We start from the raw sequence: 20799 nt of genomic DNA on the forward strand, positions 1-20799 counted from the left end.
GAGAAAAATCCTTCAGGAGAGAAGCCATGAAGTGGCAACAACGTGTACGCGTCGCAACGGGTCTTAGTTGCTGGCAGATTATGTTGCATCTACTGGTCGTGGCAGTACTGGTGATGGGTTGGATGAGCGGCGCGCTGGTGCGCGTCGGATTAGGGCTGTGCGTACTGTACGGCGTCACGCTGCTGGCGATGCTGTATTTGCAGCGTCACCATGAAGCGCGCTGGCGCGACGTGGGGGACTTCCTTGAGGAGCTCACCACAACCTGGTACTTCGGCGCCGCCATGATAGTGCTCTGGTTGTTGTCGCGCGTGTTGCACAACAACCTGCTGCTGGCCCTCGCCGGGCTGGTCATACTGGCAGGCCCGGCGGTGGTATCGCTGCTGGCGAAAGATAAAAAACTAGGCAATCTTTCTTCGGAACATCGCATACGCCGCTGAGCCGGTAGTGGCCGCTATGACTAATAGCGGCCACAAACTTCCCCACACAATCTTCAGACTCGCATCCTTCAGATAAATTTGCTTGGTGATATCGGTAAAATGGCGGATAGGGTTTATCCAGGTGACGTCCTGTAGCCACTGCGGCATGTTTTCAACCGGTGAGACGTAGCCGGAAAGCAGAATCGCCGGCATCATAAAGACGAACACGCCGATAAATGCCTGCTGCTGGGTTGAACACAGCGAAGAAATCAATAAGCCAAAGCCCACCAGCGATAGACCGTAAATCAGCATGGTGAAATAGAACAGCAGCAGCGAGCCGGCAAATGGGATCTGATAGGCCCAAATGCCGATCGCCAGCACGATAGTCGCCTGCATCGTGGCGACAATCAGCGCCGGTACCGCTTTGCCAACGAAGATTTGCCAGGTGGCGAGCGGTGAGACCAGCAGCTGATCGAGGGTGCCCTGTTCGCGCTCGCGTGCCACCGACAACGACGTTACGATCATCACCCCGATGGTGGTGATCATGGCGATAAGCGACGGCACCACGAACCATTTATAATCGAGATTCGGGTTGTACCAGTTGCGCACCACCAGTTCGCTGTTGTTCGGTTTCGCTTTGTCCTGCAGCAGATCCTGCTGATAGTTTTTAACAATCTGCTGTAGATAGTTAGCGGCGATTTGCGCGCTGTTGGAGTTACGCCCGTCGAGCAGTAGCTGTAGCGGGGCGGTTTGGTAGTTGTCGAGATTACGCGAGAAATCCGCCGGGAAGCGCACCACGAGCAGGGCTTTTTGTTCATCGATGGTCGGCTGGATCGCCTGCGGGCTTTTCAGCAGCAGAACGTGAGTAAAGGCTTTGGCGCGGGCAAAGCGCTGGGTGAGCTCCACCGCGTGGCGGCCGCTATCTTCGTTATAGATAGCGATGGTAGCGTTGGTCACCTCAAGCGTGGCGGCAAAGGGAAACAACAGTACCTGAATCAGCACCGGCATGATTAAAATCATCCGCGTTTGCGGTTCACGCAGTAGCGACTGCAGCTCTTTGCGGATTAATGTCCATAAACGATGAAACATAGAACCTTCCTCATGTCGGACCCGGGCGACCGAAACTTACCGTAGGCCCGGTAAGCGTAGCGCCACCGGGCAAAATTCGAGCGCCAGGGTTAATCCAGACGCCGTTTGGTTTTAAGCCACGTCAGGCCGATAAACATCACCGCCGAAGCAATCAAAAACAGCACGTTCACCAGCAGTACCACCGGAATATTGCCCGCCAGAAACAGGCTTTGCAGGGTGTTGACGAAGTAACGCGCCGGGATCACGTAGGTCACCGCGCGGATCACCGCCGGCATACTATCTATCTGGAAAATAAACCCGGACAACATAATTGACGGTAAAAAAGCGGCGTTCAGCGCGACCTGCGCGGCGTTAAACTGGTTGCGGGTAATTGTCGAGATCAGTAACCCCATTCCCAGCGTACTGAGCAAAAACAGGCTGGTGATGACAAACAGAATCAGCAGCGAGCCGCGATAGGGCACGCCGAGAATAAATACCGATACCAGCATACACAGCAACATCGCCAGCATGCCGAGGAAATAGTAGGGAATTATCTTGCACAGCAGCAGTTCGGCACGGGTGATTTCAGTGGATAGCAGCGCTTCCATGGTGCCGCGTTCCCATTCACGCGCTACCACCAGCGAGGTCAATATCGCGCCGACCACGGTCATGATGATGGTAATTGCGCCGGGGATAATAAAGTGCTGACTGATGGCCGCCGGGTTAAACCAGTAGCGCATCTGCACGTCAATAAGCGGTTCAAAGGTCTCACCGCGGTCTTCCGCCCGTTGCTGTTGCCAAATCTGCCATATACCTTCGACGTAGCCCTGCGCGAAGTTAGCGGTATTAGGCTCGCTACCGTCGGTAATCAACTGAATCGGCGCATTGGCGCCGGCGCGGGCCATCTGGCGGTCAAAGTCGACGGGTATGACGACCATCGCGCGGATGCGCCCTGCCTGCATCAGCTCAATCAACTGCTGGCGATTATCGCTGACGGTGGCGTCGATATAGGGAGAGCCGGTCATGGTATGGACAAAGTCCAGCGCCTCTTCGCTCTGCTGTTCCAGCAATACGCCGACCCGCAGTTTACTGGAGTCGAGGTTAATGCCGTAGCCGAAGATAAACAGCAGGAGCAGGGGGATCACCACCGCAATCAGCCAACTGCTGGGATCGCGGACAATCTGCCGGGTCTCTTTGACGCACAGCGCGCGAACCCGTCGCCAGGAGAGAATGCTATTGCTCATGACCGTTTTCCTTGTCCCATTGGTTAATCAGGGTAATAAACGCCTGTTCCATGGTGGGATCCGCCTGACTGTCATTCGCCGCCTGCGCCTTCAGCGCGTCCGGCGTGCCGCTGGCGATAAGCTTACCGTGGTAGACCAGCCCGATGCGGTCGCAGTATTCCGCCTCATCCATAAAGTGGGTAGTCACCATCACCGTGACCCCTTTATCGACCATGCTGTTGATATGCAGCCAGAATTCGCGGCGAGTAAGCGGGTCGACGCCGGAGGTGGGTTCATCGAGGAACAGAATGTCGGGTTCATGCATCAGCGAGCAGGCCAACGCCAGCCGCTGCTTGTAGCCGAGCGGTAGCTCGTCGGCGGCGTGGCCGGCGATACTTTTCAGGCCAAAGGCATCGCTCATCCGCGCGATTTTTTCATTTTGCGCCCGGCCGCGTAGGCCGTAAACGCCGGAGAAAAAACGCAGGTTCTGCTCGACGCTGAGGTTGCCGTACAGCGAGAATTTTTGCGCCATATAGCCCAGATGCTGGCGCGCTTTACCGGAGCTAACCTTGAGATCCATCCCCAGCACCAGCGCTTTTCCGTCCGTTGGCACCAGCAGGCCGCACATCATTTTGAAGGTCGTGGATTTGCCGGCGCCGTTGGGGCCGAGCAGGCCGAAAATCTCACCGCGCTTAACCTGGAAATCCACGTGATCGGTGGCGGTGAAATCACCAAACTTTTTCGTTAACGACCGTGCTTCAATGACCGTTTCGTCTTTGCTGCCGTCAACGTGATGAATAATCTCTCCTAACGGCGACTCGGCGGTTCCGGCGCCGCCTAACAGGTCGATAAAGGCGTCTTCAAAACGCGGCGCGGTTTCGGCCACCTGTAGCGGCGGCACGTCGTCATGTTGCTTAACCTCAGTAATGCGGGCTTCCTTTTTCAGGATCAAACGCACCGATTTGCCCTGAATCACGCCATCGCTAATTTGCGGCAGTTTCAGCGCCCGCTGCAGCAGGCGGCGGTTGTTTTCCTGCGGGCTGGAGACCAGAAAGCTGCGCCCGGCCATGGTTTGCGTCAGCGCCTTCGGTTCGCCCTGGTAAAGCAATTTACCTTCGTTCATCAGCAGCACATCCCGGCACTGCTCGGCTTCATCGAGATAAGAGGTGCTCCACAAAATTAGCATGCCGTCGCCGGCCAGTTCGTGCACCATCTGCCACAGCTCGCGGCGCGAAATAGGGTCGACCCCGACGCCGGGCTCATCTAACAACAGTACTTTAGGATCGCCCACCAGCGTACAGGCGAGCCCCAGCTTTTGTTTCATGCCGCCGGAGAGTTTGCCGGCTAATCGCCCGGTGAAAGGGCCAAGAGAAGTGAATTCCAGCAGGCGCTCGAATATTTTCTTGCGCGCCTCGCCGGTGACGCTGCGCAGATCGGCGTACAGATTCAGGTTTTCCATTACCGTCAGATCTTCATACAGGCCAAATTTCTGCGGCATATAGCCGAGCGCCGCGTGCAGCGCGCTGTCGTCCTTGAGCGGATCGAAGCCGATTACGCTTGCGCTGCCCTCATCGGGCTTAAGTAAACCGGCCAGCATTCGCATTAGGGTGGTTTTCCCAGCGCCATCGGGGCCGACGAGCCCTGTGACGTAGCCTGAGTGAATCGTACAGTTCAGCGGCGCGACCGCCGGCCTATCCATGCCGGGAAAACGGCGGGTCAGGCCGTTAACGGTAATGACGTCCTTACTCATGCCCGTTTCCGTTGCTGAATGAGACTGTCACCGGCATGCCCTGACGCAGGGCGCCATCAGCGTCGTTCACCACGATGCGCAGGCGGTAGACGAGATCGGTACGCAAATCCGGTGTTTCCACGGTCTTCGGCGTGAATTCGGCGCTGGGGGAGACAAAGCCGATTTTACCATGATAGGGCTTGTTCGGCCGGCTATCGGTATACAGCAGTACTTCGCGCCCCGGCTGCGCCTGGCCAAGATTTTTCTCGTCAACGTAGGCGCGTACCCAAACCGGACGGGTTAATGACAGCGTCAGCACCGTGCCGCCGGCGTTTAACATGGTGCCGGGTTCGACGGCGCGGGTCATCAAGGTGCCGTCGGAAGGCGCGGTCAGCACGGTATCATGCAGGTCCAGTTTGGCCTGCGCCAGGGCCGCCTGCGCCTGTTCAAGGCTGGCTTTGGCCTGGGCAATTTCCTGCGGGCGGTTACCGGCGCGATATTGACGCAGCTTATCCTGCGCTGACTTTAAGGTCGCCTGCGCCTGATCGCGTGAAGAACGGGCGTTTTCGAGGTCGTTGGCGGAAATCGCGCTGCTGGCGCGCAGACCGAGCTGACGTTGATAAAAATTCTGCGCGTAGACCCAGGCGGCCTGCGCTTGATTAACCGCGGCCGCCGCCTGCGCAATCTCTTCGGCACGATAACCCGCCATCATCAAATCGTACTGTGCCTGGGCGGTAGAGACGTTGGCCTGCGCTTGCTGCAGCGCGTTTTCATACGGCGCGCGGTCCAGTTCGCCGAGGGTTTGCCCGCGGCGAATTTCATCGCCTTCATCGACGTTCAGGGCTGCCAGCCGTCCGCCGACGCGGAAGCTCATATTCACAGTACGAATATCGACATTGCCGTAGAGAGTGAGATCTTTCGCTTGGCTGCTTTGATACCACCACCAGCCGCCGCCGATCGCGGCGAGCACGATGACGACCAGTAGAACGACGACGGGTTTTTTCATGATCCCAGGCTCCTTTGCGCTAACCCTTGCAGAATGAAATCGATATGACAGGTAATCACCTGAAAAATTTGTTCAGCCTTTTGTTGATCGAACTGCGCCCAGCCGGTACGCAGTAAAATGGTTTCCCGCCCGAGCCGGAAGGCCAGTACCTCGCCAAGCAGGGCGTGGGTGTGCAGAATCATCTGCGTATCGTTGGCATCGCGCCCGGTCCAGGCGGCGATAAGCCGGGTCAAATAGCTATGTAGCGGGGCGATAACCTGCTGGTGAATAAGCTGGTAAGCCGCGGTTGGCGAGAGCTGCTCGCGAGAGATAAATTTGCTGAGGTTGACCGTATCGTCCTGGGTTAGCAGCAGACTCATATCGCGACAGCTGCGCAGAATCAATTCCCGCAGCGCCGGTTTGTCTGGCTTCGTCTGGGCGAGCAGGGCTTCGGCCGCTTCGGCATGCGGGCGGAAATTCTCGCCGATACAGTCGGCGATCCACTGCGCGCAGGCGAGATACAGGTCGTCTTTCGAACCGAAATAATAGGTGATGGCGGCGATATTTTGCCCGGCCTGCGCGGCGATATCGCGGGTCGTCGCATGGAGGCCATACTCGCCGAATTGCGCGATAGCGGCGGCGATAAGCTGGTTTTTGGCTTGTTCGCCTTTACTGGTCACGGAAGTATTATTCATCGCGCCTAAAAAAATTAATCAATCGATTGATTAAGAATAGGGGCGATTCGCTGAACTGTCCACAATGGTGAATACTAAAAGTGACCCGGCGCAAGCGAGCATTATTTTGCTGGTAATTCCTGCGGGGATATTTTATGCGGTTCGTCACAAAATCTGCTAGACTGCGCCCCTTCATGGCATTGTGGTTTTTGCCATCTCTATCGCAATAATCTCCCTGAAAACTACGCCCTTAAACGGGCCGGGGCGGTTCGGAGTTGTTATGTCTTTTGATTCCCTTGGCCTGAATCCCGATATCCTGCGCGCCGTCGCCGAGCAGGGTTACGTTGAGCCGACCCCTATCCAGCAGCAGGCGATCCCGGCAGTACTGCAGGGCCGCGATCTGATGGCCAGCGCCCAGACCGGGACCGGCAAAACCGCCGGTTTTACGCTGCCGCTGCTGCAGCGCCTGACCCAGGAGCAGCCGCACGCGAAGGGGCGCCGTCCGGTGCGCGCCCTGATCCTGACGCCGACCCGCGAACTGGCGGCGCAGGTGGGCGAGAACGTCCGCGACTACAGCAAATATCTGAATATCCGCTCGCTGGTGGTCTTCGGCGGCGTGAGCATCAACCCGCAGATGATGAAACTGCGCGGCGGTGTCGATATCCTCGTCGCCACCCCGGGCCGTCTGCTGGACCTTGAACATCAGAACGCGGTCAGCCTGGATAAAGTTGAAGTGCTGGTACTGGATGAAGCCGACCGCATGCTGGATATGGGCTTTATCCACGACATTCGCCGCGTGCTGGCTAAACTGCCGCCGCGTCGTCAAAACCTGCTGTTCTCCGCTACCTTCTCCGACGAAATCAAAGCGCTGGCGGAAAAACTGCTGCATAACCCGCTGGAAGTCGAAGTGGCGCGCCGCAACACCGCCTCTGAGCAGATCACCCAGCACGTTCACTTTGTGGATAAGAAACGTAAGCGTGAACTGCTCTCGCAGCTGATTGGCGAAGGCAACTGGCAGCAGGTGCTGGTCTTTACCCGCACCAAGCACGGCGCCAACCATCTGGCGGAGCAGCTGAATAAAGACGGTATCCGTAGCGCCGCCATCCACGGCAATAAGAGCCAGGGAGCGCGTACCCGTGCGCTGGCTGACTTTAAATCCGGCGGCATTCGTGTGCTGGTCGCCACCGACATCGCCGCGCGCGGGCTCGACATCGAAGAGCTGCCGCACGTGGTTAACTATGAGTTGCCGAACGTGCCGGAAGATTACGTGCATCGTATTGGCCGTACCGGCCGCGCGGCGGCGACCGGCGAAGCGCTGTCGCTGGTCTGCGTGGACGAGCATAAGCTGCTGCGTGATATCGAACGCCTGCTGAAAAAAGAGATCCCGCGTATTGCTATTGCCGGTTACGAGCCGGATCCGTCGATTAAAGCGGAGCCGATTCAAAACGGTCGTCAGCAGCGTGGCGGCGGCGGTGGTCGCGGTCAGGGGCAAGGACGCGGCGGTCAGAGCCAGGGCCGTAGCCAGCAGGCGCCGCGTCGTCAGGATGGCGAAGCGCCGAAAGCGCGTACCCAGGACGGTAAACCACCGCGTCGTCGTCGCCCACGTAAACCTGCCGGCGAATAAGACGCTGTTGCCTGGGACGATAAAGCGCTCAGGCATCATCACGGCTCGTTTGTCCGCATGCGCGGCGGCGGGCCGTTTCTTTGCCGTTCATTGCGTTTTTTATCGAGCGCGATTCCACCCTCTACAGAAAGCAATACCTCCTGGCCGGCAAAAATGGCACAATAGTGGCTGTTTATACAGTATTCAGGTTTTCTCATGGCTTTGACCGCTGCGCTTAAAGCGCAAATCGCCGCCTGGTATAAGGCGCTTCAGGAACAGATCCCGGACTTTATCCCCCGAGCCCCGCAGCGGCAGATGATCGCCGATGTGGCGAAAACGCTCGCCGGGGAAGAGGGACGGCATCTGGCTATCGAAGCGCCGACCGGCGTCGGCAAAACGCTGTCATATCTGATCCCCGGCATCGCCATCGCCCGTGAGGAACAAAAAACGCTGGTGGTCAGTACCGCCAACGTCGCGCTGCAGGATCAAATCTACAGTAAAGACCTGCCGTTGCTGCGCAAGATTATTCCCGACCTGCGCTTTACCGCCGCCTTTGGCCGCGGCCGCTACGTTTGTCCGCGTAATCTGGCGGCGCTGGCCAGCACCGAGGCGACGCAGCAGGACCTGCTGGCGTTCCTTGATGACGATCTGACGCCAAAAAACCAGGCCGAACAAAAACTGTGCGCGACGCTGAAAACCGATCTCGACGGCTATAAATGGGACGGCCTGCGCGACCATACCGACAAGCCCATTGACGACGCCCTGTGGGGGCGGCTGAGCACCGATAAAGCCAGCTGTCTTAACCGCAACTGCCACTACTACCGTGAATGCCCGTTTTTCGTGGCCCGGCGCGAAATTCAGGAAGCGGAAGTGGTGGTGGCCAACCATGCGTTGGTGATGGCGGCCATGGAGAGCGAAGCGGTGCTGCCGGAGCCGAAAAATCTGCTGCTGGTGCTCGACGAAGGCCACCATCTGCCGGACGTCGCCCGCGACGCCTTAGAGATGAGCGCGGAAATAACCGCGCCCTGGTACCGGCTGCAGTTGGATCTGTTCAGCAAGCTGGTGGCGACCTGCATGGAGCAGTTCCGTCCGAAGACCACGCCGCCGTTGGCCAATCCGGAACGGTTGAACGAACACTGCGAAGAGCTGTATGAGCTTATCGCCTCGCTCAATAATATTCTCAATCTCTATATGCCTGCCGCCCAGGAGGCGGAGCATCGCTTCCCAATGGGCGAACTGCCGCAGGAAGTGATGGAGATTTGCCAGCGGCTGGCCAAGCTCACCGAAATGTTGCGCGGGTTGGCGGAGCTGTTTCTCAACGATCTCAGCGAAAAGACCGGCAGCCACGACGTGGTGCGTCTGCATCGTATCCTGCTGCAGATGAACCGGGCCCTTGGCATGTTCGAAAGCCAGAGCAAGCTGTGGCGGCTGGCCTCAATGGCGCAGTCTTCCGGCGCGCCGGTGACCAAGTGGGCCACCCGTGAGATTCGCGATGGCCAGATCCATGTCTGGTTCCACTGCGTCGGGATCCGCGTCAGCGATCAGCTTGAACGCCTGCTATGGCGCAGCGTGCCGCATATTGTCGTCACCTCGGCGACCCTGCGTTCGTTGAATAGCTTTTCGCGACTGCAGGAGATGAGCGGTCTGAAGGAAAAAGCGGGCGATCGTTTCGTGGCGCTGGACTCGCCGTTCAATCACGTCGAGCAGGGAAAAATTATTATTCCGCAGATGCGCTATGAGCCGCTTATTGATAACGAAGAGCAGCACATCGCCGAAATGGCGGCTTTTTTCCGTGAACAGGTCGAGAGCAAAAAGCATCTTGGTATGCTGGTGCTGTTCGCCAGCGGGCGTGCCATGAATCGCTTTCTGGAACATGTTACCGATCTACGCCTGATGCTGCTGGTGCAGGGTGACCAGCCGCGCTATCGGCTGGTCGAGCTGCATCGTAAACGCGTTGAAGGCGGCGAGCGCAGCGTACTGGTTGGCCTGCAATCTTTTGCCGAAGGGCTGGATTTAAAAGGCGAGCTGTTAAGCCAGGTACATATCCATAAAATCGCCTTCCCGCCGATCGACAGCCCGGTGGTGATCACCGAAGGCGAGTGGTTGAAAAGCCTCAACCGCTATCCCTTTGAGGTGCAAAGCCTGCCGAGCGCTTCATTCAACCTGATTCAACAGGTCGGGCGCCTGATACGTAGCCATCAGTGCTGGGGCGAAGTCATTATTTACGATAAGCGTCTGCTGACTAAAAATTACGGCGCGCGATTGTTAAATGCGTTACCGGTATTTCCCATAGAGCAGCCGGGCGTTCCCGAGGTTATAGTAAAAAGCAAAGCAAAACAGACGCGTCGCCGACGCCGCTAAGCGCATAAGCGGTGCGGTCGGCGGAGCCTACCGCTGGAGGGAGCAAGTCGATGGATTACACCAAAATCATCAAAGAAGTCGGGCGCGGCAAAAATCACGCTCGCGACCTGGATTTAGTCACGGCCCGTGCGCTGTATACGCGGATGTTAAACGGCGAAGTGGACGATCTGGAACTGGGCGCTATTCTCATTGCGCTGCGCATCAAGGGCGAAGGCGAAGCCGAAATGCAGGGCTTCTATGAGGCGATGCAGCTACAGACCATCCGCCTGACGCCGCCGGTAGCGAAACCGATGCCAATTGTTATCCCTAGCTATAACGGCGCGCGCAAACAGGCCAACCTGACGCCGCTGCTGGCGGTACTGCTGCATAAACTTGGTTTCCCGGTGGTGGTTCACGGCGTCAGCCACGATCCAACCCGCGTCCTGACCGAGACCATATTTGCGCTGATGGGGATCCCGGCCACCACCCACGCGGGTCAGGCCCAGGCGCGTCTCGACAGCCATGAGCCGGTCTATATCCCGGTCGGCGCGCTGTGCCCGCCGCTGGAAAAGCAGCTGGCATTGCGTTGGCGGATGGGGGTGCGCAACAGCGCCCATACCCTGGCCAAGCTGGCGACGCCGTTCGCTGAAGATGCCGCGCTGCGTCTGTCGAGCGTCTCGCATCCGGAATACGTCGATAAGGTCGCGAAGTTCTTTACTGAAATCGGCGGTCGCGCGCTATTGATGCACGGTACCGAAGGTGAGGTTTACGCCAATCCGCAGCGTTGTCCACAAATCAATCTCATTGATGCGGCGGGGACGCGAGCGCTGCATGAGCGAGCCGATGAAAGCCAGCAGGACAAGGTGGCGCTGCCGGAATCTAAAGATCCCGAAGTTACCGCGCGCTGGATTGAGCGCTGCGTGAGCGGTAGCGAGCCGGTTCCGCAGTCGCTGAAAATTCAGCTTGCCTGCTGCCTGGTCGCCACCGGTCAGGCGAGTTCGCTCGCCAATGGCCTGGCGCAGGTTGCCGAACGCTGGTAAACGGACAAAAAAAAGCCCGTCCGGTGGCTCGGACGGGCAAACAAGGGTATTTAAAAGGTCTTTTCAGGGTTAATTCAGTGGCATTTCAGAGTGTTGCTGCGATTATTTGTAGATAACCGCGGTACCGCTAACTTTGTTGTTGGTGTTAGCGGAGGTGATGCTGTAGCCGGTTGCGCCAGCGGCATCTGCTTTAGCAGCCAGTTTGGCCTCCAGGCCATCCAGCGTCGTTGCGCCTTCAGCGGAAACGACGCCGATTTTATTCATGCTTTCTGCCTGTGCGGAGGTCACCGGCTGAGCGGCGAATGCGCCGAAAGACAGAGCGGAAAGGGCGATAGCAGCGGCAGCGTATTTGATGTTTTTCATAATTAATCTCTCGCAGTGTGTTCTGTAGGGGGACGATGTTCTGTCGATGTGATGAGTATCACGTTTTTTGCCGCGAGATAAAATCGAAGGAAATTCACAGTCTTAATCGAATTTTTTGAATGATTAATAATTTATTGATTATTAATAAATTATTTTCCGCTATTGCTACGGTCGAGGGACAAACTAGTTGCCATGGCAACTAAAGGCACATTTTGCCACTTTTTTCGCCAAAAAACGTGCGTGAAAAGATAGCGCAATCAGCGGTAATGAACGGTAAAGGAAGGTCAGCGCAGCTGGCTATCTTTGGAGCCGCGGCGATTATATCCTGAATATGTATTGTTATGTAAATCTTTATCCTGCTGGCACTTCACGCAGTATTTAACCCCGGGCAGCGCCTTGCGCCGCGCCTCCGGAATAGGCTCGCCGCATTCTTCACAAAATTTGTTGCTCTCGCCGCCAGGAAGCTCGCTACGGGCGCGGGCGACAGCATCGTTTACCGTGCTGTCAATTTGATCCTGGACGGCCCCATCGTTTGCCCAACCTGATGCCATGATGCGCTCCTCGTGTTTGCAATCTATAAACAGTATAGAAAATATGGGGGCGAAAAATGAGCAGCCAAGTCCCGGCAGCCGGGATTTCCGCCTGCGTATTCCCGGCGAGAGCGGAAGAATTATTTATAAATAATCGCCGTGCCGGCTAATTTATTGCCGCCGCCGGCGGCGTTAATTCGCCAGGCAATCGCCCCCTGCTGGTGGGCTTTTTGCGCCAGTTGCGCTTGTAAGTCGTCGAGGGTGCTGGCGCCGGAGGCGGAAACGGAGCCGGACGGGCGCAGCGGACCAACGGCCACCGGAGCGGTTTCAGCGGTGTTGGCCAAAGTGAATGAGGAGAGAAGGGCGAGCGCGATAAAAGCGGGTACGAACAGAAAGGTTCTCATGGCTATATCCTCATTAACAGCATGGGACATACCATAAGTTTAGGTCTTGATGCGCAGAACCACCGGATATATAAGAGTGGGCAAACAACCACTTTACGCGCTTAATGCCGCCCGGGCATTCGCCCGCTGCGACATGCGTTAGCCTTATTACGTGATTACGTGAAAGTTAACGAGCGTCCGGGCGGATCATATCGAAGCGCTGGCTTTCATCAATGCTGTAGTAGGCCGTCGGCCCGCCGGCGCGTAAAATCGGCTGCGCTTTCGCGGTTTGATAGATCCCGTCTTCCAGCAGCGACTCATCAATATGTACGGCGACCACTTCGCCGAGCACCAGCCAGCTATCAATGGCTTCGCCGCTGGCGCGCGTCAACTGAATACACTGCGTCAGGCGGCATTCGAAGTGGACCGGGCTTTCCGCCACGCGCGGAGCGCGGACGATCCGGCTCGGCGCGGCGGTCAATCCGGCGCGCAGGAATTCATCTTCATGACGCGGAATAGAGGCGGAGGTTTCATTCATCGCTTCGGCGAGTGGCCGGGTAGCCAGATTCCAGACAAACTCTTTTGTTTCAACAATGTTCTGCACGCTGTCTTTCCAGCCGCCGCTGGCGAAACCGATGATCGGTGGCCGATAGTTAAAGCAGTTGAAGAAGCTGTAGGGGGCGAGATTGCGTTGCCCTGCGTTATCGAGCGATGCGATCCAGCCGATGGGGCGCGGCCCGACGATAGCATTCAGCGGGTCGTGCGGCAGGCCGTGGCCTTCGGCAGGTTGATAGAAGTACATAGAGCACCAGAAAACGAAATAAGAAGATATCCAGACTCCCTTATTTACCGCGCCGCCGTCAACGGGTATCTTACGCGGCTGTTGAAAGGAGATTGCCATGAAAGCCGAAAAACCGGGGTTGCACCCGCGTAACCGTCATCACCAACGCTATGATTTGCCAGCGCTGTGCCAGACTCATCCCGAGCTGCAAAGCTACATCACCCTGAATCCGGTCGGTGAGCAAACCATTGATTTTGCTAACCCACTGGCGGTGAAGGCGCTGAATAAGGCGCTGCTGGCGCACTTTTACGCGGTAAAACACTGGGATATTCCTGACGGCTTCTTGTGCCCGCCGGTGCCGGGACGCGCGGACTACATCCACCATCTGGCCGACCTGCTGGCGCAGGATAGCGGCGAGATCCCGAAAAATGCCAGCATTCTCGATATCGGTACCGGCGCGAACTGCATCTATCCGCTGATTGGCGCGCATGAATACGGCTGGCGCTTCACCGGTAGCGAAGTCAACCCGCAAGCCTTTGCCAGCGCCCAGGCGATTATCAACGGCAACCCAGGGCTGACGCGGCAAATTCGTCTGCGTCGCCAGAAAGAGGGCCAGGCAATCTTTACCGGGATCATTCATAAGAATGAAACCTATGATGCGACTCTCTGCAACCCGCCGTTCCACGATTCCGCCGCCAGCGCGCGTGCCGGCGGCGAGCGTAAACGCCGTAATCTGGGGCTCGGTGAAGACAGCGTACTGAACTTCGGCGGCCAGCAGCAGGAACTGTGGTGTGAAGGCGGCGAAGTGGCCTTTATTTCGCAAATGATCCGCGAAAGCCAGCAGTTCGGCCGTCAGGTTAAATGGTTTACCTCGCTGGTTTCCCGCGGCGATAATTTGCCGCCGCTGTATCGCCTGCTGACCGAAGTCGGCGCGGTGAAAGTGGTGAAAAAAGAGATGGCGCAGGGGCAGAAACAGAGCCGCTTTATCGCCTGGAGCTTTATGGACGACGCAAAGCGCCGTCGTCCATTTTAAGTCTCCGCCGCCGGGTTTGCGTTGCCCGGCGGCGGCAATACTTGCCAGGTTTGTACCGGCGCGCGCACGCCGGCGCGGTCGAAATGCTGCTTCACCTGGGTATCGAGGGCAAAGCGTACCGTCCACTGCTTCAGCGGTAGCGTCGTAAAGCTGACGCGTAAGGTAAACGCGGTATTGCTCAGCCCCACCAGCCCGGCGAACGAGGGTTCGCCAATAATCAGCCCGCGGATCTCCTCCTGCGCCATCAGATCGTCTACCGCCGCCTTCAGCGCCTGATTGGCTTTATCCAGGTCCTCCTGCCTGTCGACATCATAGTTGGCGACCACCGAACCGATCCCGCGCACAAAGTTGGCGAAGGTGGTTATCGAAGACCAGGGAATAATATGGTACGCCCCGGTATCCTGGCGCACGCCCACCGAGCGGATCGACATCCGTTCCACCGTGCCGGTTAATGGCCCGATGGTCACCAGATCGCCGGTGTTCATCCCGTTTTCAAACTGGATAAAGATGCCGGTAATAATATCTTTAACCAGCGTTTGGGCGCCGAAAGAGATAGCCAACCCTAATGCCCCGGCGCCCGCCAGCAGCGGCGCGATGTTCACCCCCACTTCCGACAATAAGATCATTATCGTAATGGTGGTAATGACCACCGCCAGCGCGTTGCGAAACAGCGTCAGCAGCGTTCTGGCGCGAGCGCTGGGCAGCGGGCGTCCATGAATGTCCGATGACAGGCGGTTCTCAATCAGGCTTGCCAGTAGGGTCCAGCCGACGGCGGAGAAGAACAGGATTAGCGCGATACGAATCAGGACATCCACCGTTTTTTGCCCGGCATCATTGTGTAGCCATTGCTGAAAATCAAACAGTCCCCAGGCGCTCAGCAACAGCATCACCGCCACGCATACCGTCAGGATCCGCGCGGCTTTCAGCGAGGCGGAGATCCAGCCGTTGAGCCGTTTTTGCAGCTCCGGATAGTGGCGTTGCGTTTCTGGCGACAGGGTGATGGTTTTGGCTATCCAGCGTGACAAAATACCGGATACCAGCGCCGCGGCGCCGACGATAGCCAGGCTACGCAGCGTCGCGCCCATCATAAATTTGAGGCTGTTGCCGGGGTCAAAGAGCGAAAAGAAGAACAGCACGATAAAGTAGGCACAGGCCAGCCAGTGCCAGATCAGCGCGAAAGCGCGAATAAACAGGCTGAAGAAAGGCAGCGAGCGGTCGGCAAGATGGATAAGCCCCTGAGTGATGGCGCGTTTGTTGTGGAAAATCAGATACAACGCCCACACCGTAATGCACAACATTATGATGACGTTGGCCAGGGCGCCAATTTGCACGTTAACCTGGTTGGAGATAATCGGCACCGCCACGATCAGCCCGTAACCAATCAGGCTACTCAGGGCGCTGAGGCGTAAGTTCCAGTAGATTGCGTGTTCGTCGCTGATATTGAAGGGGCGTAAATCGGCAATCCGCGGGCAAAAAATCACTCGCAGAATGGCTTTAAAAAACTCGATCAGCGCGAAGGCGTTAAGAAACAGGCTTTGTTGGAAAGCAATGGTGCGGTTGCCGCCGTTTAAACGATCGCTTAACAGCTGGCCGATAAACAGCGTTAGCGCCAGCAGCAGCAGGTCAATGATAAAAGCGCCAGCAATGGTTGCCGGTAACTGAAGCCAGTTATTGCGCTCACGGTTTTTATGCCTTCCCCAATTGCCCATTTTGCGGTACAGCGGCAGCGCCGCCAGGCGTACTAACCACCAGAAGGCAAATACCAGCCCGGCCAGCAGCAGGAAGTCGCCAGCGGCATTGCGAAAAGCATCGGCATGGAAAGGCTTATGCGGCGAGCCGGTGATATTGCGCCATAGCTGCGAAAACCGCGACGACAGGCGCTCGCTATACTGACGGCTAACTTCCGTCACGCTTTCCAGAACGGTTTGCTCATCTTTGACTTCTGGCGGGGTCAGCGTGGGGGCGGTGGCAGGCGGCTGGGTGGCGGCGGCTTTGCGCAGCTCATCGATTAACTCCTGCCGCGAGTCCGGATTATCCAGCACGTCAGCCAATGCCGCCCAGGCGGCTTTTTTCTGTTCAAGGTCAGGCTCGCTGGCTGTGCTTTTGTCGGTTGTCGCCGCCGGTATGCCGGGCAATGACGCCGCCGACAGTGGAGAAATCCACAGCGCAGCGAGCAACAGTAGGATCCACGGCATGGGCGCCTCCATTGCATCTCAAACTGCTAAGTATAGAAGGGGTCACACGAGGAGGAGCGGTGGGATAATCTGGAAAGCGGCTCTCCCTTTGCCGGGGAGAGCCGGGCGCATCAGGCTACGTGCTGTAAAAACTCGCGCAGACGCGGGCTTGGCGGGTTCTTCACCAGAACCTGCGGGTCGCCATCTTCGGCGATGCGGCCTTTATCGATGAAGATCAGCCGTGACGCCACTTTTTCAGCAAAGCCGATTTCGTGGGTTACGATGACCATCGTCATACCTTCCTCGGCCAGGTCCTGCATGACTTTCAGCACTTCATGGCGCAGTTCCGGGTCAAGTGCCGAAGTCGGCTCATCAAACAGCATCATTTTCGGTTTCACCGCCAGCGCGCGGGCAATGGCGACGCGCTGCTGCTGGCCGCCGGAGAGTTCGGATGGATAGTGGTGTGCGCGTTCCGCGAGACCCACTTTCGCCAGCAGCTCTTTCGCCAGCGTTTCTGCCGCCGCCTTCGACGCGCCGCGCACGCGCTGCGGGCCGAACATCACGTTCTCCAGCGCCGTCAGGTGCGGGAACAGATAGAACTGCTGGAATACCATTCCGGCTTCCTGGCGAATTAAGCGCTCGTCAACTTTCGGGTCGTTCACCTTCAGGCCATCGACGATAAGATCGCCGCTGGTGATCTCTTCCAGTTTGTTGATGCAGCGTAGCAGCGTAGATTTACCGGAGCCGGATGGCCCGATGATCACGACCACTTCGCCTTTGTTGATCTTCAGATCGATATCGTGCAGCACTTTAGTCGGGCCAAAGTGTTTGGAAACGTTTTTAAATTCAATCACAGGATTTTCATCCTTCTTTCAAGACGACGCAGAATGAAGCTCAACACCAGGGTGATGATCAGATAAATGACCGCAACGGCGCTCCAGATTTCCAGCGCGCGGAAGTTACCGGCAATAATTTCCTGGCCCTGGCGGGTCAGCTCGGCGACGCCGATGACGATAAACAGCGACGTATCTTTGATACTGATAATCCATTGGTTACCGAGCGGCGGCAGCATACGGCGCAGCGCCAGCGGCAGGATCACGTGGCGGATGGTCTCGCGGCGGGAGAGCCCCAGCGCCAGACCCGCTTCGCGGAAGCCTTTGTGGATGGACAGCACCGCGCCGCGGGTGATTTCCGCGATATAGGCGCCGGAGTTGATCATGATGGTCACCACCGCGGCGGTGAATGGGTCGATGCGTAAGTCGCTAAACGCCATCGGCAGCGCGAAGTAGATGAACATCACCTGCACCACAATTGGCGTGCCGCGGATGATTTCAATAAATACCAGCGCGACGTGGTTGGCTATCCAGCCGCCGAAACAGCGGGCGAAACCGGCCACCAGACCGATGATAAGGCCGCCAACCAGGCCGAGGACCGAAATCCACAGCGTCATTTTGGCGCCTTCCAGCAAAATAGGAATGGCGGGCCAGATGGCACTCCAGTCAAACTGCATAATGTGTTCCTGTTACTGTTACCGTGTCGAAAGCAGAGAAAGCCTCTGCGAATACGGCGCCGGGGAAAGAGACCCTGGCGCCGTGGAGCCCGCGGCGGATTGGCCGCGGGAAGTCGTCCTGATTATTATTTTGGTTCAGTACCGAACCATTTTTTATAAATTTCGTTGTAGGTGCCGTTTTCACGCAGCGTTTTCAGCGCGCCGTTCACTTTTTCGCGCAGTTCGTCGCTGCCTTTCGGGAAAGCGATACCATAGCTTTGCGCTTCCAGCGATTCGCCTACCGCTTTGAACTTGCCCTGACCGGCAGTTTTAATGAAGTACAGGATGTTTGGCGTGTCGTGCAGTACCGCGTCAGCGCGGCCGGTGCCCAGTTCCATATAAGCGTTGTCAATGTTCGGGAACTGGCGCAGATCTTTGGTTTTGATGTTGGCTTTCGCATAATCAACGGAGCCGGTGCCGCTCTTCACGGCGACCACTTTGCCGTTCAGGTCTTTCACGTCGTTGATGTCATTGTTTTTCGCGTTCACCATCACCAGCAGGCCGCTTTTGTAGTAGCCATCGGAGAAGTCGATCGCTTTTTTACGCTCGTCGGTGATGGTGATCCCCGCAAGCGCCAGATCGATGTTTTTGGTCTGCAGCGCGGGAATGATGCCGCTGAAGTCCATAGGTTTCAGGGTGTAGTCCAGTTTCAGCTCTTTGGCGACCGCGGCCCACAGGTCAATATCGAAGCCGACGTATTTATCACCTTGCTTAAATTCAAACGGAACAAACGCCGTATCGGTGGCGACTACCAGTTTTTTATCTGCGGCGTGAGACGAAACCGCAAAAGCCAGGGTCAGTGCAGCCAGTGACACTTTTAATACAGACTTCATAGTATTTCCTTTTTTATCCACGGGACGAGCCCCTGCGAGAACGTGTAGCCTAATGAAAAAATCGTGCCAGTTTTACAAGCCATTGTTTTTCAACAGGAGCTCTCATATCGCTTGCACAATTTCGGTTATCCAATACGGTAAATGCACCGTGATGGGGCGTCATTTTGGTGCAATATAAACGTAGCGAATAACCAGAGCATTTTTAACGCAAACCCTGATGGGAAAACAATCTTGCTGTAACGATTGTGTGAGGTGATTATTACAATTGTTTTACTTTAGTACGTATTGCGTACAAGGTGGTGCACCAAAAGAGGGCGAGTTAAGCGGTTGTAGGGGGGGGATGGAAATAGCCGCCAGCGGGCGCTGACGGCGACGGACGTTTATTCGATATTCGCTTCGATGAACCACAGGAATTTATCCAGGTCGCGGGAAGCCGCGGTAAAGATATCGGCGGTGTCTTCATCTTTCGCTTCGCTGATAGCTTTACGCACATCATTGGCCACGATGGCATAACGGTCGGCCAGCTCTTTCAGATGTTCCTGAACGGTGTGAATATCCAGCGGGTAGCTTTTCAGCGGGCTTTTGCTGTTGATGACCTGAGTGGTGCCCAGAGCAACGCCGCCCAGTTGAACGGCACGTTCAGCCATCGTATCAAGGTGATCGGTGAGTGCAGTGCGGAAACCATCCAGCATTTCATGAACGGCAATAAAGTTGGCACCGCGCATATTCCAGTGGGCCTGCTTGGTAATCAGCGACAGGTCAATGAACTGGATCACCTGGCGATTCAGCAGCTCAACGGTAGCCTTCTTCTCGTTGTCTGAGACATCGTTACGGGTATAGAGCAGGTTAGACGCTTTAGTTTTAACCAGTTTTGCGGTACTCATAGTTTCATATCCTCTTGATATTGATACTCGTCATACTTCAAATTTGAATTATGTAGAGCGTTTGTCCCAAATGACTTCGGGAATAATTATAGCAAGGGATATCGGGTATGAGGCATCGGCTGTCCATATCAGTCCGATAGCGCTAAGTTGTTGGCTATTTAAAAAGTTTTGTTAAATCATATAATTAGAAGTAAGTGGCTGGCTCGCTAAGACCGCGAGCCAGTGTGGTAACAAAATCTTAATTTATATCGACTTTCTCAATTTTGCTTTGCCGCTGCATGGTCAGCGTCGACCCCATTGAGGCGATGATAATCGCCCCTAGCGCCAGAGTTTGCGTCAGCGTCAGCGTCTCGCCGAGGAACACCATTCCTGAGAGCGCTGCCAGCGCCGGCTCCATGCTCATCAGCGTGCCGAAGGTGCGGGTGGGCATCCGCGTCAGGGCAATCATTTCCAGCGAGTAGGGCAGCGCGGTAGAGAGAATGGCGATGCCAAGCCCCAGCGGCAGCAGCGACCATTGCAGCAGCGTATCGCTGGCCTGGACGATGCCGATGGGCACAAAAATCACCGCCGCGATGAGCGAGCCCATGGCCACCGTCGCCGGGCCATGTTCTTCACCCGCGCGCTGGCCGGTAAGAATATAGACCGCCCAGAATGCGCCGGCGCCGAGCGCGAACAGCGCGCCGACTAAATCCACTTCCCCTACGTTTTGCCCAAGCGGCAGCAGGAACCACAGCCCGAGCACCGCCAGCGCCACCCAGACGAAATCAAGCGGACGGCGTGAACCGAAGAGCGCCACCGCCAGCGGCCCGGTGAACTCCAGCGCGACCGCGACGCCAAGCGGGATCCGCTGCAGCGATAAATAGAAGAGATAGTTCATCGCCCCTAACGCTACGCCGTAAAAGAACAGCGGCAGCCGCTGCTGCGGGGCAAAGCGCAGTCGCCACGGCTTAAAAATAACGACTAAAATTAAAGTGCCGAGCGTCAGGCGCAGAGCGGTGACGCCCGGTGCGCCAATCAACGGGAAGAGCGATTTCGCCAGCGATGCGCCGCTCTGAATGGAGACCATGGCGATCAAAATAACCAGTATCGGCAACCACGCCGGAACTTTACGGGACGAGCCGGGCATCCTTTCTCCTGTCAGGGGTTGTCAAAAGAGGTAAAGGTTCCAGTGTACTGGAATAACCGCTTAAC

Annotated in this window: 20 protein-coding genes; 5 read left to right on the top strand and 15 right to left on the bottom strand. The window is 56.8% G+C overall.

Annotated elements, in window-relative coordinates:
• Window positions 1-26: 26 nt before the first annotated feature.
• Window positions 27-437: a YbhQ family protein gene (locus PGQ95_RS05515; protein WP_113373901.1), complete on the top strand. Its 411-nt coding sequence runs from the start codon at window positions 27-29 to the stop codon at window positions 435-437.
• Here the strand turns inward: PGQ95_RS05515 and PGQ95_RS05520 are convergent.
• The 5 genes from PGQ95_RS05520 to cecR form a co-directional block, all read right to left on the bottom strand.
• On the bottom strand, window positions 399-1505 hold the full coding sequence (locus PGQ95_RS05520; protein ID WP_113373902.1) for an ABC transporter permease: 1107 nt from the start codon (window positions 1503-1505) through the stop codon (window positions 399-401). The two genes, PGQ95_RS05515 and PGQ95_RS05520, sit on opposite strands and share 39 nt — an antisense overlap.
• Before the next feature lie 89 nt (window positions 1506-1594).
• On the bottom strand, window positions 1595-2728 hold the full coding sequence (locus PGQ95_RS05525; RefSeq protein WP_042895141.1) for an ABC transporter permease: 1134 nt from the start codon (window positions 2726-2728) through the stop codon (window positions 1595-1597).
• Window positions 2718-4457 (bottom strand): ATP-binding cassette domain-containing protein, encoded by a 1740-nt coding sequence (locus tag PGQ95_RS05530; protein ID WP_430917209.1) that lies wholly within the window; start codon window positions 4455-4457, stop codon window positions 2718-2720. The genes PGQ95_RS05525 and PGQ95_RS05530 overlap by 11 nt, the downstream gene beginning before the upstream one ends.
• Entirely contained in the window at window positions 4450-5442 is a 993-nt protein-coding gene (gene hlyD, locus PGQ95_RS05535; RefSeq protein ID WP_213317772.1) for a secretion protein HlyD, read from the bottom strand. Before hlyD ends, PGQ95_RS05530 begins: the two co-directional genes overlap by 8 nt.
• Window positions 5439-6116: a transcriptional regulator CecR gene (gene cecR, locus PGQ95_RS05540; protein WP_213317771.1), complete on the bottom strand. Its 678-nt coding sequence runs from the start codon at window positions 6114-6116 to the stop codon at window positions 5439-5441. Before cecR ends, hlyD begins: the two co-directional genes overlap by 4 nt.
• A gap of 259 nt (window positions 6117-6375) precedes the next feature.
• Between cecR and rhlE the strand changes: the two genes are divergently transcribed.
• The 3 genes from rhlE (at window position 6376) to ybiB (ending at window position 11078) form a co-directional block, all read left to right on the top strand.
• Window positions 6376-7719 (top strand): ATP-dependent RNA helicase RhlE, encoded by a 1344-nt coding sequence (gene rhlE / locus PGQ95_RS05545; RefSeq protein WP_087860027.1) that lies wholly within the window; start codon window positions 6376-6378, stop codon window positions 7717-7719.
• 195 nt (window positions 7720-7914) lie between these two features.
• Entirely contained in the window at window positions 7915-10059 is a 2145-nt protein-coding gene (gene dinG, locus PGQ95_RS05550; RefSeq protein ID WP_015367590.1) for an ATP-dependent DNA helicase DinG, read from the top strand.
• A 50-nt stretch (window positions 10060-10109) separates the two neighbouring features.
• Window positions 10110-11078, top strand: coding sequence for a DNA-binding protein YbiB (ybiB, locus tag PGQ95_RS05555; RefSeq protein WP_337071944.1), 969 nt, complete (start codon window positions 10110-10112; stop codon window positions 11076-11078).
• A gap of 102 nt (window positions 11079-11180) precedes the next feature.
• Here the strand turns inward: ybiB and ybiJ are convergent, their stop codons facing one another.
• From ybiJ to PGQ95_RS05575, 4 genes are all read right to left on the bottom strand, one after another.
• Window positions 11181-11441 carry a DUF1471 family protein YbiJ gene (gene ybiJ / locus PGQ95_RS05560; protein ID WP_045395040.1) on the bottom strand — a complete coding sequence of 87 codons (261 nt, stop codon included), beginning with the start codon at window positions 11439-11441 and terminating at the stop codon, window positions 11181-11183.
• A 284-nt stretch (window positions 11442-11725) separates the two neighbouring features.
• On the bottom strand, window positions 11726-11992 hold the full coding sequence (locus PGQ95_RS05565; RefSeq protein WP_045395039.1) for a DksA/TraR family C4-type zinc finger protein: 267 nt from the start codon (window positions 11990-11992) through the stop codon (window positions 11726-11728).
• A 119-nt stretch (window positions 11993-12111) separates the two neighbouring features.
• The gene (locus PGQ95_RS05570) at window positions 12112-12375 is read right to left on the bottom strand and encodes a DUF1471 domain-containing protein (protein WP_087860025.1); all 264 of its coding nucleotides are present in this window, start codon (window positions 12373-12375) and stop codon (window positions 12112-12114) included.
• A 166-nt stretch (window positions 12376-12541) separates the two neighbouring features.
• Window positions 12542-13156: a flavin reductase family protein gene (locus PGQ95_RS05575; RefSeq protein WP_087860024.1), complete on the bottom strand. Its 615-nt coding sequence runs from the start codon at window positions 13154-13156 to the stop codon at window positions 12542-12544.
• 97 nt (window positions 13157-13253) lie between these two features.
• On the opposite strand from PGQ95_RS05575, the gene rlmF reads away from it, so the two are divergent.
• Complete coding sequence (rlmF, locus tag PGQ95_RS05580) at window positions 13254-14168, top strand: 23S rRNA (adenine(1618)-N(6))-methyltransferase RlmF (protein ID WP_113373910.1); 915 nt, start codon at window positions 13254-13256, stop codon at window positions 14166-14168.
• On the opposite strand, the gene ybiO is transcribed toward rlmF, so the two are convergent.
• The 6 genes from ybiO to rhtA form a co-directional block, all read right to left on the bottom strand.
• Window positions 14165-16363: a mechanosensitive channel protein gene (gene ybiO, locus PGQ95_RS05585; protein WP_430917211.1), complete on the bottom strand. Its 2199-nt coding sequence runs from the start codon at window positions 16361-16363 to the stop codon at window positions 14165-14167. The two genes, rlmF and ybiO, sit on opposite strands and share 4 nt — an antisense overlap.
• Before the next feature lie 110 nt (window positions 16364-16473).
• A complete protein-coding gene (glnQ, locus tag PGQ95_RS05590; protein ID WP_015367582.1) occupies window positions 16474-17196 on the bottom strand; it encodes a glutamine ABC transporter ATP-binding protein GlnQ in 723 nt (240 codons plus the stop codon).
• Window positions 17193-17852: a glutamine ABC transporter permease GlnP gene (gene glnP, locus PGQ95_RS05595; RefSeq protein WP_045364618.1), complete on the bottom strand. Its 660-nt coding sequence runs from the start codon at window positions 17850-17852 to the stop codon at window positions 17193-17195. The genes glnQ and glnP overlap by 4 nt, the downstream gene beginning before the upstream one ends.
• Before the next feature lie 125 nt (window positions 17853-17977).
• Window positions 17978-18724: a glutamine ABC transporter substrate-binding protein GlnH gene (gene glnH, locus PGQ95_RS05600; protein ID WP_430917213.1), complete on the bottom strand. Its 747-nt coding sequence runs from the start codon at window positions 18722-18724 to the stop codon at window positions 17978-17980.
• A gap of 380 nt (window positions 18725-19104) precedes the next feature.
• On the bottom strand, window positions 19105-19608 hold the full coding sequence (gene dps, locus PGQ95_RS05605) for a DNA starvation/stationary phase protection protein Dps (protein ID WP_087860022.1): 504 nt from the start codon (window positions 19606-19608) through the stop codon (window positions 19105-19107).
• Between the two features lie 238 nt (window positions 19609-19846).
• A complete protein-coding gene (gene rhtA / locus PGQ95_RS05610; RefSeq protein ID WP_045364611.1) occupies window positions 19847-20734 on the bottom strand; it encodes a threonine/homoserine exporter RhtA in 888 nt (295 codons plus the stop codon).
• Between the last annotated feature and the right edge of the window lie 65 nt (window positions 20735-20799).

Source organism: Klebsiella sp. 141240 (assembly GCF_050600805.1).
Classification (GTDB): domain Bacteria; phylum Pseudomonadota; class Gammaproteobacteria; order Enterobacterales; family Enterobacteriaceae; genus Klebsiella; species Klebsiella aerogenes.

What these genes read in the sequence shown, in the direction of transcription:
- PGQ95_RS05515 (WP_113373901.1), top strand. Translation starts at nt 27, where the DNA reads ATGAAGTGGCAACAACGTGTACGCGTCGCAACGGGTCTTAGTTGCTGG.
- PGQ95_RS05520 (WP_113373902.1), bottom strand. Translation starts at nt 1,505, where the DNA reads ATGTTTCATCGTTTATGGACATTAATCCGCAAAGAGCTGCAGTCGCTA.
- PGQ95_RS05525 (WP_042895141.1), bottom strand. Translation starts at nt 2,728, where the DNA reads ATGAGCAATAGCATTCTCTCCTGGCGACGGGTTCGCGCGCTGTGCGTC.
- PGQ95_RS05530 (WP_430917209.1), bottom strand. Translation starts at nt 4,457, where the DNA reads ATGAGTAAGGACGTCATTACCGTTAACGGCCTGACCCGCCGTTTTCCC.
- hlyD (WP_213317772.1), bottom strand. Translation starts at nt 5,442, where the DNA reads ATGAAAAAACCCGTCGTCGTTCTACTGGTCGTCATCGTGCTCGCCGCG.
- cecR (WP_213317771.1), bottom strand. Translation starts at nt 6,116, where the DNA reads ATGAATAATACTTCCGTGACCAGTAAAGGCGAACAAGCCAAAAACCAG.
- rhlE (WP_087860027.1), top strand. Translation starts at nt 6,376, where the DNA reads ATGTCTTTTGATTCCCTTGGCCTGAATCCCGATATCCTGCGCGCCGTC.
- dinG (WP_015367590.1), top strand. Translation starts at nt 7,915, where the DNA reads ATGGCTTTGACCGCTGCGCTTAAAGCGCAAATCGCCGCCTGGTATAAG.
- ybiB (WP_337071944.1), top strand. Translation starts at nt 10,110, where the DNA reads ATGGATTACACCAAAATCATCAAAGAAGTCGGGCGCGGCAAAAATCAC.
- ybiJ (WP_045395040.1), bottom strand. Translation starts at nt 11,441, where the DNA reads ATGAAAAACATCAAATACGCTGCCGCTGCTATCGCCCTTTCCGCTCTG.
- PGQ95_RS05565 (WP_045395039.1), bottom strand. Translation starts at nt 11,992, where the DNA reads ATGGCATCAGGTTGGGCAAACGATGGGGCCGTCCAGGATCAAATTGAC.
- PGQ95_RS05570 (WP_087860025.1), bottom strand. Translation starts at nt 12,375, where the DNA reads ATGAGAACCTTTCTGTTCGTACCCGCTTTTATCGCGCTCGCCCTTCTC.
- PGQ95_RS05575 (WP_087860024.1), bottom strand. Translation starts at nt 13,156, where the DNA reads ATGTACTTCTATCAACCTGCCGAAGGCCACGGCCTGCCGCACGACCCG.
- rlmF (WP_113373910.1), top strand. Translation starts at nt 13,254, where the DNA reads ATGAAAGCCGAAAAACCGGGGTTGCACCCGCGTAACCGTCATCACCAA.
- ybiO (WP_430917211.1), bottom strand. Translation starts at nt 16,363, where the DNA reads ATGCCGTGGATCCTACTGTTGCTCGCTGCGCTGTGGATTTCTCCACTG.
- glnP (WP_045364618.1), bottom strand. Translation starts at nt 17,852, where the DNA reads ATGCAGTTTGACTGGAGTGCCATCTGGCCCGCCATTCCTATTTTGCTG.
- glnH (WP_430917213.1), bottom strand. Translation starts at nt 18,724, where the DNA reads ATGAAGTCTGTATTAAAAGTGTCACTGGCTGCACTGACCCTGGCTTTT.
- dps (WP_087860022.1), bottom strand. Translation starts at nt 19,608, where the DNA reads ATGAGTACCGCAAAACTGGTTAAAACTAAAGCGTCTAACCTGCTCTAT.
- rhtA (WP_045364611.1), bottom strand. Translation starts at nt 20,734, where the DNA reads ATGCCCGGCTCGTCCCGTAAAGTTCCGGCGTGGTTGCCGATACTGGTT.